Origin of the sequence: Acidovorax sp. sif0632, assembly GCF_019218805.1 — a bacterium.
GTDB classification, from domain to species: Bacteria; Pseudomonadota; Gammaproteobacteria; order Burkholderiales; family Burkholderiaceae_C; genus Acidovorax; species Acidovorax facilis.
This window is the reverse complement of record NZ_JAHUWW010000004.1, coordinates 527525-540324: the sequence shown is the minus strand read 5'-3', so window position 1 is coordinate 540324 and position 12800 is coordinate 527525. Positions and strand designations below refer to the sequence as shown.

11 protein-coding genes are annotated in these 12800 nt (G+C 69.2%); 3 read left to right on the top strand and 8 right to left on the bottom strand.

What is annotated here, in order from left to right; translation table 11 throughout:
* The coding region (locus tag KW832_RS16120) for a TolC family protein (protein WP_218338456.1) at positions 1–626 on the bottom strand (626 nt) is incomplete at its 3' end.
* A gap of 179 nt (positions 627–805) precedes the next feature.
* On the bottom strand, positions 806–1162 hold the full coding sequence (locus tag KW832_RS16115; RefSeq protein WP_255577770.1) for a hypothetical protein: 357 nt from the start codon (positions 1160–1162) through the stop codon (positions 806–808).
* 259 nt (positions 1163–1421) lie between these two features.
* On the opposite strand from KW832_RS16115, the gene KW832_RS16110 reads away from it, so the two are divergent.
* From KW832_RS16110 to KW832_RS16100, 3 genes are all read left to right on the top strand, one after another.
* The gene (locus KW832_RS16110) at positions 1422–2471 is read left to right on the top strand and encodes a helix-turn-helix domain-containing protein (protein ID WP_218300666.1); all 1050 of its coding nucleotides are present in this window, start codon (positions 1422–1424) and stop codon (positions 2469–2471) included.
* Between the two features lie 222 nt (positions 2472–2693).
* Positions 2694–5150, top strand: coding sequence for an IPTL-CTERM sorting domain-containing protein (locus tag KW832_RS16105; RefSeq protein WP_218300665.1), 2457 nt, complete (start codon positions 2694–2696; stop codon positions 5148–5150).
* A gap of 198 nt (positions 5151–5348) precedes the next feature.
* Positions 5349–5933: a midcut-by-XrtH protein gene (locus tag KW832_RS16100; protein ID WP_218300664.1), complete on the top strand. Its 585-nt coding sequence runs from the start codon at positions 5349–5351 to the stop codon at positions 5931–5933.
* Positions 5934–6094: 161 nt separating this feature from the next.
* Here the strand turns inward: KW832_RS16100 and KW832_RS16095 are convergent, their stop codons facing one another.
* Genes KW832_RS16095 through KW832_RS16070 form a run of 6 tightly spaced genes read right to left on the bottom strand, consistent with a single transcriptional unit; the run spans position 6095 to position 12632 of the window.
* Positions 6095–6928, bottom strand: a complete 834-nt coding sequence (locus tag KW832_RS16095) for a heme ABC transporter ATP-binding protein (protein WP_218300663.1) — start codon at positions 6926–6928, stop codon at positions 6095–6097.
* Entirely contained in the window at positions 6925–8007 is a 1083-nt protein-coding gene (locus KW832_RS16090; RefSeq protein WP_218300662.1) for an iron ABC transporter permease, read from the bottom strand. Before KW832_RS16090 ends, KW832_RS16095 begins: the two co-directional genes overlap by 4 nt.
* Positions 8004–8906: a hemin ABC transporter substrate-binding protein gene (locus KW832_RS16085; protein WP_255577769.1), complete on the bottom strand. Its 903-nt coding sequence runs from the start codon at positions 8904–8906 to the stop codon at positions 8004–8006. The genes KW832_RS16090 and KW832_RS16085 overlap by 4 nt, the downstream gene beginning before the upstream one ends.
* Positions 8896–10023: a hemin-degrading factor gene (locus KW832_RS16080; RefSeq protein ID WP_218300661.1), complete on the bottom strand. Its 1128-nt coding sequence runs from the start codon at positions 10021–10023 to the stop codon at positions 8896–8898. Before KW832_RS16080 ends, KW832_RS16085 begins: the two co-directional genes overlap by 11 nt.
* Complete coding sequence (locus KW832_RS16075) at positions 10020–10376, bottom strand: hypothetical protein (RefSeq protein WP_218300660.1); 357 nt, start codon at positions 10374–10376, stop codon at positions 10020–10022. The genes KW832_RS16080 and KW832_RS16075 overlap by 4 nt, the downstream gene beginning before the upstream one ends.
* Before the next feature lie 48 nt (positions 10377–10424).
* Positions 10425–12632, bottom strand: coding sequence for a TonB-dependent hemoglobin/transferrin/lactoferrin family receptor (locus KW832_RS16070; RefSeq protein ID WP_218300690.1), 2208 nt, complete (start codon positions 12630–12632; stop codon positions 10425–10427).
* Positions 12633–12800: the final 168 nt, after the last annotated feature.

Genomic DNA, 12800 nt, shown 5'->3' with positions numbered 1-12800 from the left:
CCCTGGGCCTCGGCCATGGCGGCTTCGGCCTGGGCCACGGCGCCGTCGGCCTGCGCCTGGTCCGCGCGCGACAGGTCGCCCGCACGCACGCGGCGCGCCACGTCGGCGGCCAGGCGCTGCGCGTTCAGCAGCCGGTCTTGCGCCAGTGCCTGATCGGCCTGCGCACGCTGCGCGGCCCACCACGCTTCGCGCACGGTGGCGGCCAGTTGCAGCTGCGCGGCGCGCTGACGGCTGTTAAGCGCCTGCGCTTCCGCATCGGCCAGCGCGGCCTTGCGGGCGCGCTCGCCGGGCAGCCACAGCGGCAGGGCCAGGCCCACTTCGGCTTCGCGGCTGCCCTGGTTGCTGCCGGGGCGGTCGGTTTTGGTGGACAGCTCCAGCGCTGCGGGCTCGGCCGTCCAGGCTGCCGCCGCGCTGCGTGTGGCCTGCGCGGCCTCGCGCCGCAAAGCTGCAGACTGCGCTTCGGGCTGGCGTTGCCAGGCCTGCTCGAACAGGGCCTGGAGCGTGAGCGGCGCTGTGCCGGGGTGTGCGGTCTGGGCCTGTGCGGCACTGCCCAGCAGTGCCCAGCCCAGTGCCATCACCGCCAGCGCGGCAATGGACGTGTGTTGTCGTTGTTTCGTTGGTTGCATCCGATTCCTCTGCAGTGGCCGGGGCCACAGGTTGAAATCGGCGAGGCGCGATGGATGAAGGGGACGGTCAGCAGTGCACGCACGCCAACAGCAAGACGCGCACCGCTACTGCCAGGGAAGGCAGGTCTCCAACAGCATCAGGAAAAGAAACGGAGCCACCCAAGCCCCCGCCTCGCCGCTCAGGCGAGAGCAGGCCAGTTGGGGCGTTCGGGGCGCGTAAGGGGGGCAAGTGGCCAGGCGGGTGCGGCCAAGCCCGGCGGGTGCACCACGGCCACCACGATGGCCTGGGCGCTGGCACTGTGCGCCAGGCCGCCGCCTGTGCCGTGGCAGGCATGGCAGTCCATGTCTGCCAGGGTGCTGGGGCTGGCGCCCGGGGCCGAATGATCGGCCCCTTCGTCGCCATGGTGCTCGTGCACATGGTGGCCAAAGTGCGAAGCCTGCGGTGCTGACTCGTGCCCGCAATAGGGCGAGGCCGCCGCCCAGATGGACTGGAGCGGCATGAACACCAACAAAAAGAGGAGCAACAGGCGGCGCATGGGTTGCGGCATTCTATGCAAGCCGTGCCAACCGCCCCGGGCCATAGCCTGACGCGCTGAGGGGCCTCCTCGTGCCGGGTCCGGGGCCGGGTGCCAAGAGCCTGCGCGGTAGCGGGAATAGGAATATCGGCTGCGAGACGCGATCCAACGGTCTCGCGCGGCACAGCCACCTCGACCCGCGGGCCCGGGTGGCCTATATTGGCGCTGGCGCGACTCCGGCAAGGCTTATGGCGCCAGCGGCCTTTATCATCTCGGCGCCATGCCGCCGCCCGCCCAGCCTCTGCCCTCTACCACCTTTGCCACCACGCAGTCGTCCGGCGAGGACCGCTTTGAAGCCTGGCGCAGCGGTATCTCCGTACTGTTTGACGTGGCCCCGCTGGTGCACAGCGGCCCGCCGAAAGGATTTCACGCACAGGTTGATGCCGTTCACCTGGGCCAGTTGCTGCTGGGCGACCTGCGCTTTGGCGCCCAGCGCTTTGCACGCAGCCAGGCGCGTGCCGCGCAGGATGGCCTGGACCACTATCTGGTGCAGTGGTACCGCGAGGGCGGCTTCATCGGCCAGCACAGCGACAGCGACGACCTGCAGGTGCGCGCGGGGGATGTGGTGGTGTTTGACATGGCCCGCACGCAGCACACAGCCGCCCAGGACTCGCGCGTGCTGTCGCTGATCGTGCCGCGTGCGCTGGGCGACGAGGCTTTTGGGGGTGGGGCCAACCCCCACGGCACGGTCCTGCGCTCAGACAACGTGCTGGGCGGCCTGCTGGCAGACCACCTGGGCGCCCTGCACCGGCGGCTGCCTTCCATCGGCATGGACCAAGCCGATGACGTGGTGCGCGCCACCACGCAGATGCTTGCCGCGTGCCTGCGCCCCAGCCAGCGCACCCTGGCCGAGGCCCGTGCGCAGGTGGAGGCTGTCACGCTGGAACGCATCCAGCGCCACATCGGCCACCACCTGGGCGCCCCCATCACGCCCGAGGCGCTGTGCCGCACCTTCGGCATCTCGCGCCACCGGCTGTACCAGCTTTTTGAGCCGCTGGGCGGCGTGGCGCGCTACGTGCAGCAGCGCCGCCTGCAGCGCGCATTCCAGACCCTGTCGAACGCGGCCTACCGGCACCTGCGGGTGGCAGACGTGGCCACCCGCCTGGGCTTTGCCAGCGAAGCCCACTTCAGCCGCGCCTTCCGCGCCACCTTCGGCCACACGCCCCGGGATGTGCGCGCTGCCGCCGAATCGGCCCGCAGCAACGGCCAAGCGCCAGCCCTCTCCAACGCCCTATCGGTCGAGTACGCAGACTGGCTGCTCGGGCTCTGAGCAGACGCGCAGTCAAGCGGCGCACAAACGCGCGGTCAAGTTGCGGGGGCACCGTCCCTGCAAGATCGATCACAGCGTGCTCCATCTGCGCCGTTTGCGCCATCTGCGCCGCTTGCTCCTATAGAGATAGCTGCTTCCGCTTGCCACACAAGCGCTAGCGGCATTTTTTATGCGAAATGCAGGCAGGGGGGGCCGCACTACCTACCACCTGATCCCTTCGCCATGAAAATCATTGCCCTTCAGCTCGCCGCCCTGCTCTCGGCGGCACTGTCGGTGGCGCCTGCGACCGCCGATGTTCTTTTCGACAACGTCAACGCCACATCAGGAAGCGTGTCTTGGAGTGAGTCATACCTCCCTTACTACTCTGACCGCCGCAACGCCAACCGCATCCCGGTAGGCACCACGCCCATGCGCATCGAGACAGTGGCGATGTACATAGAGAGGTTCGACGGCTTTGAAGTGCAGGTGTGCGAAACGACTGCCGACAGCACAACCCCCTACTCCGGCGAGTGCAGCGACTTCACGCCCGACGCGACCGGCTATGGTCTGCGCACGTTCACAGGCGTGCGCACCGTCGGCTGGGGCAATGCCGCTTGGGTGGTGATGAGAAGCCGGGGCACGACATTCAGCTCCGTTCGCACGCAAAGCATTAGCGACTTCTCCGGGCTGGGTCAAACCACCACCGATGGCACCAACTGGTACGCCTCGAAAAGCACTACGTTCGGCATGCGCGTAGAAGGCACCTCACTGCCAGTGACGGGCAGCTGCGGCAGCGCCGATGGCACCACAGCTTTCCAGTTCGCCCCCACCGGGACCGCCGCCTGCAACCCAGGCTCGCTGAGCGGCATGAACACCCAGGTGGACCGCTTCACCTGGCAATGCCTGGGCCGGGCCGGTGGCACCGATTCGCCGCAATGCAGCGCACCGCGCGGGTACAACGCCTACACCCAAGCCAGCGGCGGCGGCAGCATCGAGCCGGGCTATCTGGTCACTGCAGGCCAGACGGCCACCTTCAGGCTCACCATCCCAACGGGGTACTCCGCCTCGGCCAGCGGCTGCGGCGGCTCGCTGGCGGGCGACACCTACACCACGGGTGCCATCTACAACACCTGCCTGGTCAGCGCCAGCTTTGCGCCCATCACCTACCCCATCTCCACGCCCCCCACCCTGGGCGGCAGCGTGGGCTGCACACCCAACCCCGTCAACCACGGGCAGGACGCCGTTTGCACGGCGACGCCCGACACGGGCTACCAGCTCACCGCCTGGACGGGCGATTGCACCGGCAACGGCGCATGCCATTTGACCAACGTGACCGGCACGCGCAGCGTTTCGGCCATCTTCACGCCCCTCTCCTACGCAATATCCACACCCGCCACCACAGGGGGCAGCGTGGCGTGCACGCCCAACCCCGTTGCCCACGGCCAGGCTGCCAGCTGCACCGCCACGCCCGCCACGGGTTACCAGTTTGTCGGGTGGACAGGGGACTGCACCGGCAGCGGCGCCTGCGTTCTGCCCAGCGCCAGCGGCCCACAAAGTGTGTCGGCCACGTTTGCGGCTATTACCTACGCCATCGCCACCCCTGCCGCCACAGGGGGCAGCGTGGCCTGCACGCCCAACCCCGTGCCCCACGGCCAGACCGCCACCTGTACCGCCACACCCGCCGCGGGCTACCAGTTCACCGCCTGGAGCGGCGACTGCACCGGCAACGGGGCCTGCCAGATGGCCAACGTGACCAGCGCACGCAGCGTATCGGCCACGTTTGCCCTCAAGACCTATGCCATCACCGTGCAACCCGCCACCGGGGGCAGCGTGACCTGCACGCCCAACCCCGTGACCCATGGCCAGGACGCCAGCTGCACCGCCACACCCGCCACGGGCTACCAGTTCACGGCCTGGACGGGCGACTGCAGCGGCAACGGGGCATGCCAGTGGGCCCAAGTGTCCGCAGCGCGCAGTGTGGGCGCCCAGTTCACCCTGTCCCCCATCAATGGCAACTGCGGCACCGCAGCGCTGCAGCCACGGGCCACCGTGCCTACCACCCACCTGTGCACCGCCGGCACAGCCAGTGCGGTGCAATCTGCCAACGGCCAGTACACCTGGGAGTGCGCGGGCGAACATAGCGGTGCGGCGCAGCAGTGCAGCGCGCCATGGGCGAACGCAGGCCAGGGCACGGGCGCTGTGCAGGCCGACAACACCGGCGGCTGGCAAATCACCAGCGCCAACTTCTCCACCCTGCCCGCCCCGCTGCCGGTCGGCGCGCAGACCGCGCACGTGCCGCTGGCGCTGGTGCTGGACGGCGGTGCGCCGGGTGCCAGCGCCCAGGTCACCGTCAACTTCACCACGCCCGTGCCCGCAGGCGCCGTGTACCTCAAATACGGCCCCAGCCCCGAAGGGCTGGGCTGCACGGGCGCGGCCGCCTGCGCCCGGCCGCACTGGTATGTGCTGCCAGGTGCCCAGTTCTCAGCCGATGGCCTGAGCGTGACCTTGACACTGACCGATGGTGGCGTGGGCGACAGCGACACCATGCCCGGCCGCATCACCGACCCCGGCCTGCCCGTGCTGCTGGCAGTGCCGCCTGGCGGCGCACAAGCCATTCCGACGCTCGGCCCCTGGGCCTTGGCCCTGCTTGCGCTGCTGGCTGCCGCTGTGGCAGGCCGCAGGTTGACACCGTGGCAATAGTGCAGCGCCCGGTGCGACGGTGCAACGGTCAACCCGAATACCGGCGGGTTCAGGGTGCACCGGTGTGGCCCGGTCTGCTCCGGTGCCGTTGGAACAAAGGAAGGCGCGCTTTGCCTTTGTTTCGCATCTGTTTTGCGTCAGCTGCGCGTATGTTTTGTTTTGGCGTTTTTCATTTATTTTCTGACAGGGACCATTCCAATGACCAACACCCCCTTGCTTCGTTTTCGCCCATGGGCCAGCCTGCTGGCCACTACCGCCCTGGCGGCGTCCGGCTCGGTCTGGGCACAGGCACAGCCCCCGGTGGGCGCCATCACGTATGTGGCCGGGCTGGCAGGCCCTGCGCAGCCGGTGCCCACGCTCGCAGAGTGGGGGGTGCTGGTGCTGTCGCTGTTGATGGCACTGATGGCCTGGCGCGCGGCACGCGGCAGCCTGGCAAGCCTGATGCTGGCCATTGCCCCCGGCGTGCTTGCGGCTGCCATGCTGACGGCTACCTCCTGGAGCGGCCCGGCCGAGGCGGCGCCCGCACCAGACGATGTGCAGTTGAGCAATCCTTCAGGCGGTACGGCGGACATCCCTTACCACACCTCGCTGGATCGGGCTGTTGCTGACTACATGCACCAATACCAAGTGCGCAACACCACCGGGCAGAGCGTGCGCATCACCGGCATCAGCCTCACCCCAGGGCACAACGACCGCGATCCACGCGACCCACCACGCTGCACCGTGGGCTCGGTACTGGCCGCTGACGAGAGCTGCAACTTGCTGGTATCGAAGCCACACTGACAGGGCGCCCGGGCCGCACGCAGCAGGTGAACGGCGGGCTGCACAGCAGTGCACCCGGCTTGGCACAGTGCCACGGCGCGACCGCAATTTGCTATTAAATTCATAGCTTATAGCGCTTAACATATAAGCGCTAGCGGCCATTTTTACCAATTTTTATCGATCTACCGAGCCGCCACCAGGTACTGCGGCACCCCATCGGCCGCCAGCACCGGCGTGCTGTGCACGCCCCACACCTGCGCGATGGTGGCGGGAGTGAGCAGGTGGGTCGTGGCGTGCACGCTGCGCGGGCCTGCCAGGCCCGGGGCGAGCAGCAGGCTGTCGTGGGCGTAGCGCAGGGCCAGGTTCAGGTCGTGCAGCACCGCGACCACGCCCACGCCCTGCTCCACCGCCCAGCGGCGCACCAGGGCCAGCGTGTGGTGCTGGTGCGCCAGGTCGAGGGCGGCGGTGGGCTCGTCCAGCAGTAGCCAGCGGGTGGCGCCATCGGGCAGAGGCTCCCAGATCTGGGCCAGCGCGCGGGCCAGGTGGCTGCGGGCGCGTTCGCCGCCCGACAAGGTGTTGATGCTGCGCCCGGCCAGGTGGGCCACGCCGGTGGCCTGCATCGCCTCGTTCACGATGCGCGCCTCGTGGCGGCTGGGCTGCTGGCGGTGGGGAAAGCGCCCCATCTCCACCACCTCCTGCACCGTGAAGTCGAAGGCCACGGCCGTGTCCTGCGGCAGCACGGCGCGCTGGCGGGCCAGGGCCTGGGCGCCTTTGCCAGACACCGGCTGCCCGCCCATCCACACATGGCCCGAGCGCGGCGCGCGCTGGCCCGAAAGCATGGCCAGCAGCGTGGACTTGCCCGCGCCGTTGGGCCCCAGGATGGCCGTGACGCGCCCGGGCACCAACTGCGTATGCACGGTGGCCAGCAAGGGCCTGCCGGGCACGCCCACACCCAGCTGGTCGCACACCAGCAGATCGGCGGTGGTGGTGACCGGGGATGCGACGGCGGCATTCATACCTTGCTCCGGAACTGGCGCAGCATGGCCAGAAACAGCGGCACGCCGATGAACGCGGTGAGCACGCCCAGCGGCAGCTCTGCAGGCTGCACGATGGTGCGCGCCACGCCGTCGGCCGCCAGCACCAGCGCGGCGCCCAGCAGGGCCGAGCCCGGCAGCACCACGCGGTGGTCCGGCCCCGCCACCAGGCGCACCCAGTGCGGCGCCACCAGGCCGATAAAGCCGATGATGCCGGTGGCCGCCGTCACCGCGCCCACGGCCAGCGCCGTCACCAGCACGGCCAAGCGCTTGGTGCGCTCCACCGGCACGCCCAGCAGCGCGGCCTGCGCCTCGCCCAGGGCAATGGCGTTGAGCGGGCGCGCCAGCGCCAGGCCCAGGCCGCAGGCCAAGGCCACGATGAAGCCGACCAGGGCGACAGCGCTCCAGCGCGCGCCGCCCAGGCTGCCCAGCAGCCACATCTGGAGGTTGCGCAGCTGCTCGTCGGTGGAGATGAAGTTGAGGTAGCCCAGCCCCGCCAGCGCCAGCGCATTGACCGCCACGCCCGCCAGCAGCATCAGCCCCATGCGCGTGCCGCCATCGGCCTGCGCCAGTGCATAGATCAGCGCCGTGACCAGCAGGCCGCCGCCAAAGGCCATGCCCACCAGTGTCCAGCTGCCCAGCGTGCGCGGCAGGTCGGGCAGCCAGTGGCTGCCCAGCACGATGGTGACGGCCGCCGCCAGCGCGGCCCCGCTGCTCACGCCCACCAGCCCGGGGTCGGCCAGCGGGTTGCGGAACAGCCCCTGCATCAGCGCACCGGCCAGCCCCAGGCCGGCGCCAGCGGCCACACCCATCAGCAGGCGGGGCAGCCGGATGTTGATGAACACCAGATATTCGGGCGCCTGTTCAGCAGATGGTGCAGCGCCCAGGGCCTGCAGCAGCACCTGCCACAGCTGGGTGGGTGCAATGGCGTAGGCGCCCCGCGTGCTGGCCCAGACCAAGGCCAGCACGACCAGCACTGCCCCTACACCTATCGCCGTGCGGGGAGACAGGCGCCCGGGACTCCAGCGCGCACCCGGCTGCGCCACGGCCACGCTGCTCACGCGGTGATCGCCTGGGTGCGGGTGTGCAGCTCGCGCACGGCAGCAGGCAGGCGCGGGCCAAAGCCCAGCAAGTGGCTGGCCTCCATGGCCACCAGGGCCTTGCGGCGGAATGCGGGCGTGAGCGCCAGCTCAGGCCGCTGCCAGAAGGCGGCCTCGCCGCCCAGTGCCTCGATGCCCTGCGTGCTGTTGAGCAGCACCTCGGGCGCGGCGCTGGCCATGGCCTCGGCCGTGAGGGGCCGGTAGCCTGCGAACTGCGTGATGGCATTGGTGGCGCCCGCAAAGCGGATCAGCGCATCGGCAGCCGTGCCAGTGCCCGCGACCATGGGGCTGCCGCCGTGCGACAGGATGAAGATGGCGCGCGGGCGTCGCGTGGCGGCCGCCACCTGCTTTTGCACCGCCGCCCACTGCGCATCCAGGTCCGCCTGAAGAGCCTGGGCCTCGCGCTCGCGGCCGGCCACGCGGCCCACGGTGGCCACCTTGCGGCGCACTTCGTCCCAGGTGTGGTCGGCCTGCACCAGCTCCACGCGCACACCGGCGCTGCGCACCTGGTCCAGCACCACGGGCGGTCCGGCTTCGGTGGTGCCCACCACAGCGTCGGGCTTGAGGGACAGCAGCCCCTCGGCCGACAGCTGGCGCATGTAGCCGACCTTGGCGGTCTTGAGCGCGGCCTCGGGGAACAGGCTGGTGGTGTCGGTGCCCACCAGCTGGCCTTGTGCGCCCAGCAGGTAGACCACCTCGGTCAGCGCGCCGCCCAGCGAGACGATGCGCGCCGGGCGGGCGGCCCAGGCGGCCCCTGACCCCATCGCAGACAACCAAGGCAAAGCCGCCACACTGCGCAACAGCCGCCGACGCGCGCCACCTGGCCCCCAGCTCTGCACGGCCATTGGATCACGCAGCATGGGCCAGCTCCTGCACGCCGGGCAGGCGTGCCACCAGGTCGCGCCAGCCCTGCAGCTCGGGCTTGCCGGGCTTGCGTGCACCGAAGAACATGGCCATCAGCTCGCCCGCGTGGTCGAACGCCTCGACCGAGGTGACAACACCATCGGCCGTGGGCTTTTCCACCACCCACACGCTGGCAATCATGTCGGTGCGCAGGTGCAGGTTGAAGCCCGCGTCCAGCACGTTGATCCACTGCGCATGCGGCGTATCGAGCGGCTGGATGTTGCGCACCGGACCGGTGTGGATCTGGATGCAGCCGCCGCTGCCCACGAACACCATGATGGGCAGGCCGTCCACCGCCGCTTCGTCCAGCAGGCGCGCCACGGCCTGCGGTGCGGCGCGCCAGGCAAACTGGCCTTCGACCAGACGAAAGCTCTGCTGGCGCTCCACGCCGAATTTCTTGGTCAGGCCGAAGAACTCGTGCGTGTCCTGCATACCGGCCCAGGCATCGCGCAGTCCGTCGGCGTCGATGTCTGCGTCAGGCAGCACGGCCGCTGGCGCGGGCGCCAGGCCAAAAACATAGCCAGCACTCGGCTGCGCGAAGCGGCTCACCACTGCGTCGAACGCGGCCAGGTCGGTGGCATCGCGCGTGAAGATCTTGTGCACCGCACGGCCCTGCGCGTTGTAGAACTGCAGGCTGCGCGATGGCGGCTTGGCGGGGTCGTTGGCCAGTTCGGTCACGGCAAAGCCGGCATGCCACTGCGCAAAGAACAGGCGCAGGTCGATGTCTTCGCCCAGCGCAATGCCCACCGGCCCGGTGGCCGACACGTGCGTGTACACGCCGGTCTTCTCGTGCACCGTGCCTTCGTTGCGCGTGAGCGCCATCAGCGGGCCGCAGGCTTCGAGCGACTGCAGTAGTTCCAGCCACGAGCCCTGCAGCGGCTGGGCCTTGAGCGGGTGGCCGTGCTCGCCCGCATGGGCGGCCACGGCGGCGCCTTCCGACAGCCCCAGGCTCTCGGCTGCGTCCTTGGCACGCTTGCCCGCTGCGCGGGCTGCGGCGAACCGCTCACGGATGTCGGGGGCGGCCTGCGGCGGATGGGCCGGAGCGCTTGGGGGGTTCGTCACTGCGGCATTCATTGCACGGCCTCCGGCGCGGTGTGCCACAGCACGCGGCGTTGTTCGGCAGCCACCATCGCGGCGCTGGCGGCCACGTCCTGGCGCGCCTTGCATTGCTGGTCCCAGCGGCCTTGCAGGCTCCAGACCACGGTGCGGAAGTGCGGCGTGAAGCCCTGGGCGTCGGCCAGCATCTGCAGGTTGGCCGCGATCTTGCGGCCCATGGCGTCGCGGTGGCTGTCGCAGCAGGCTTGCACATAGCCCGTCATCAGGGCCAGGGTGCCCGCCAGCAGCGCCTCGGCGCAGGGCAGGCTGTATTCCTCGTCGCAATGGGCGCCAGACGTGTGCGTATCGGGCGTGTCAGGTGCATGGCTCATGAACTGTCTCCTTGATGAAGTGCCTGAAAAGGTGCCTAGGGAGGTAACTTAGAAATCCGCCACCAGCGAGACACGCACGGAGCGGCCCGGCTGGCTGTAGGCGTCGATGAAGCTGGCGTTGGCAGCGAGGCCGCGCACGTCGGCCCAGCGCCAGTGCTTTTTGTCGGTGAGGTTGTAGATGCCCGCGTTCAGGCGCAGGTCCTTGCGGATGCGCCACTGGGCCGCCAGGTCCAGCACCGTGTACGACGGCGTGAGGAACTGCGTGCTGCCCGTGGCCACGCTCACGTCGCTGGCCTTCTTGGCGGCAGCATGGGTCATGTCCAGCCGCGCCATCCAGCCATCGGTGTCGTAGCGCAGGCCCGCCGTGAGGCGCGATGGATCTACCGTGTTCACTGGCTTGCCGGTCGCGGTGTCGCGACCGTGTGTCTGGCCATAGGCAAACGGAGAGCTCCACTGCCCGCCCGCCCACTGGCCCCAGCGCATGTCGCCCTTGACCTCGAAGCCGCTCAGCTTGACGCGGCCGATGTTGACTGACTGGAACACCAGCGGGTTGCCCGGTGCGCCTGTGCCGCTGACCTGGCGCAGGTCTTCGATGAAGTCCTTGTAGCGGCCAGTGAACGCGGCAGCCTCGATGGACAGGCGCTCCAGGCGCCCGCGCACGCCCAGCTCAAAGTTCTGGCTCTTCTCGGGCTTGAGGTTGGCGTTGGGCACCGTGCGGTAGTTGCCCACCGGGTTCTCGAAAAAGGCGTTGACCTGCCCCGCATTGGGCGCACGGAAGCCCGCCGCGTAGTTGCCAAACACGCTCCACTGCTCGCTGGCACGGTACAGCACGCCGAACTTGGGCGAGGTGGCATTGCCCGACAGCGACACCGCCTGCGCGCCAAAGCCCGCCTGGTCGGCCTTGATGCGGAAGGTGTCGAAGCGCACGCCGGGGGTGATGCTCCAGGGCCCGCTCACGAACTCGTCCTGCACATACAGGGCCGTGCTGGTCTCGGTGGTGTCGGGGAATCGCTTGAGCGGGAAGGTCTCGCCCGTGGGCGGCGTCACGCCGGTCTGCAGGTTCTCGACCTTGGCCGCCGTGTAGTCCAGGCCGTAGGTGATCTTCTGCACCCATGGCCCGCCATTGCGCAGCACCTTGCTGCCCTGCAGGTTGGCCTGCCAGGTGCGCTCGTCATAGGTCACGTCGCGCACGCGGTCGGCGGCGGTGCTGCGGTCTTCGGTGATGTACTCGCGCGAATGGGCGTCCTGCCAGCTCAGCGTGGCCTTCACATCATCGGCAAACGCGGTGTTCACGCGCCAGTTGCCTTCCCACGTCGCACGGCTGCGCTGCATGTCGGTGAACGAGGTAGAGCCCAGCACCGAGGTCGCGGCCAGCGGCGGCTTGGAGGGTGCGGTGAGGAGTTCGTAGTCGGACGTCTTGTCCACATGCTCCAGCGTGAACACATGGCGCTGTCCGCCGCCGGGCGTCAGCACCACCTTGCCCAGCAAAGCGCCGCTTCTGTCTTTCTGCGGATTGGGCTTGGTGCGGTCGGCATTGGCCGCATCGTTGGTGCCCATGTTGTCCAGCTCGCTCGCACGCGTGACGTTGCCGCCCAGCAGCCACTGCACCGTGTCGCCTGCCTTGCCTGCCACCGTGGCGCCCACGCGCTTGCCGTGCTCGTCGCCGTCATATCCCAGGCTCACCCGGCCGCCGATGTGCTTGTCGCCATCGAGAAACGCCGAGGGGTCTGCCGTGATGAAGTTGACCAGGCCCGCCATGCCATCGGAGCCATACAGCGCCGAGGTGGCGCCGCGCACCACCTCAATGCGCTGCAGCAGCCCGATGTCCAGATAGTCGCGCCCGAAGGCGTTGGCGCTGAAGACATAGCTGCGCGGCAGGCGAATGCCATCCACCATCATCAACACGCGGTTACCGTCCAGCCCCCGGATGTTGAAGCCCGCGTTCTGTTCGCGCCCCGTGGAGCCACTGGCCAGCGAGAAGCGTGCGGGCGAGCGCGTGACCGACACGTTGGGCAGCTCGCGCGCCACGTCGCGGATGTCGCGCACCTGGCCTTCTTCGATGGCCTGCGCATTGATCACGTCGATGCTCATGGGCAGCTCGTCGCGGTCCTGTTCGCTGCGAGAGCCGCTGATGACCACTTCTTTGAGCTGCGGCGCTGCAGCCACCAACTGGGCCGCATCTTGCGCATGCGCGCTGCCAATGGCCACACATGCACAGGCCACCAGCCATGCAAGCGGCCGCAGACGGCCTTGCAGCCATTGATCGGAGGGGTGCGCCTGTGCGCGCCGGGAAGAAAACGGAGGGGAACGGAATGCCTGCGCCACGGAGGGGAGTCCTTCTCTGAAACGACAACGAATACAGAGCTGGCTCCATGCAGACGGCCTTGGCTTCTGCGCGCAGAAGATCGGGCGGTTGTGGCTGGC

What these genes read in the sequence shown, in the direction of transcription:
- KW832_RS16075 (WP_218300660.1), bottom strand. Translation starts at nt 10,376, where the DNA reads ATGAGCCATGCACCTGACACGCCCGATACGCACACGTCTGGCGCCCAT.
- KW832_RS16100 (WP_218300664.1), top strand. Translation starts at nt 5,349, where the DNA reads ATGACCAACACCCCCTTGCTTCGTTTTCGCCCATGGGCCAGCCTGCTG.
- KW832_RS16110 (WP_218300666.1), top strand. Translation starts at nt 1,422, where the DNA reads ATGCCGCCGCCCGCCCAGCCTCTGCCCTCTACCACCTTTGCCACCACG.
- KW832_RS16080 (WP_218300661.1), bottom strand. Translation starts at nt 10,023, where the DNA reads ATGAATGCCGCAGTGACGAACCCCCCAAGCGCTCCGGCCCATCCGCCG.
- KW832_RS16095 (WP_218300663.1), bottom strand. Translation starts at nt 6,928, where the DNA reads ATGAATGCCGCCGTCGCATCCCCGGTCACCACCACCGCCGATCTGCTG.
- KW832_RS16115 (WP_255577770.1), bottom strand. Translation starts at nt 1,162, where the DNA reads ATGCGCCGCCTGTTGCTCCTCTTTTTGTTGGTGTTCATGCCGCTCCAG.
- KW832_RS16105 (WP_218300665.1), top strand. Translation starts at nt 2,694, where the DNA reads ATGAAAATCATTGCCCTTCAGCTCGCCGCCCTGCTCTCGGCGGCACTG.
- KW832_RS16085 (WP_255577769.1), bottom strand. Translation starts at nt 8,906, where the DNA reads ATGCTGCGTGATCCAATGGCCGTGCAGAGCTGGGGGCCAGGTGGCGCG.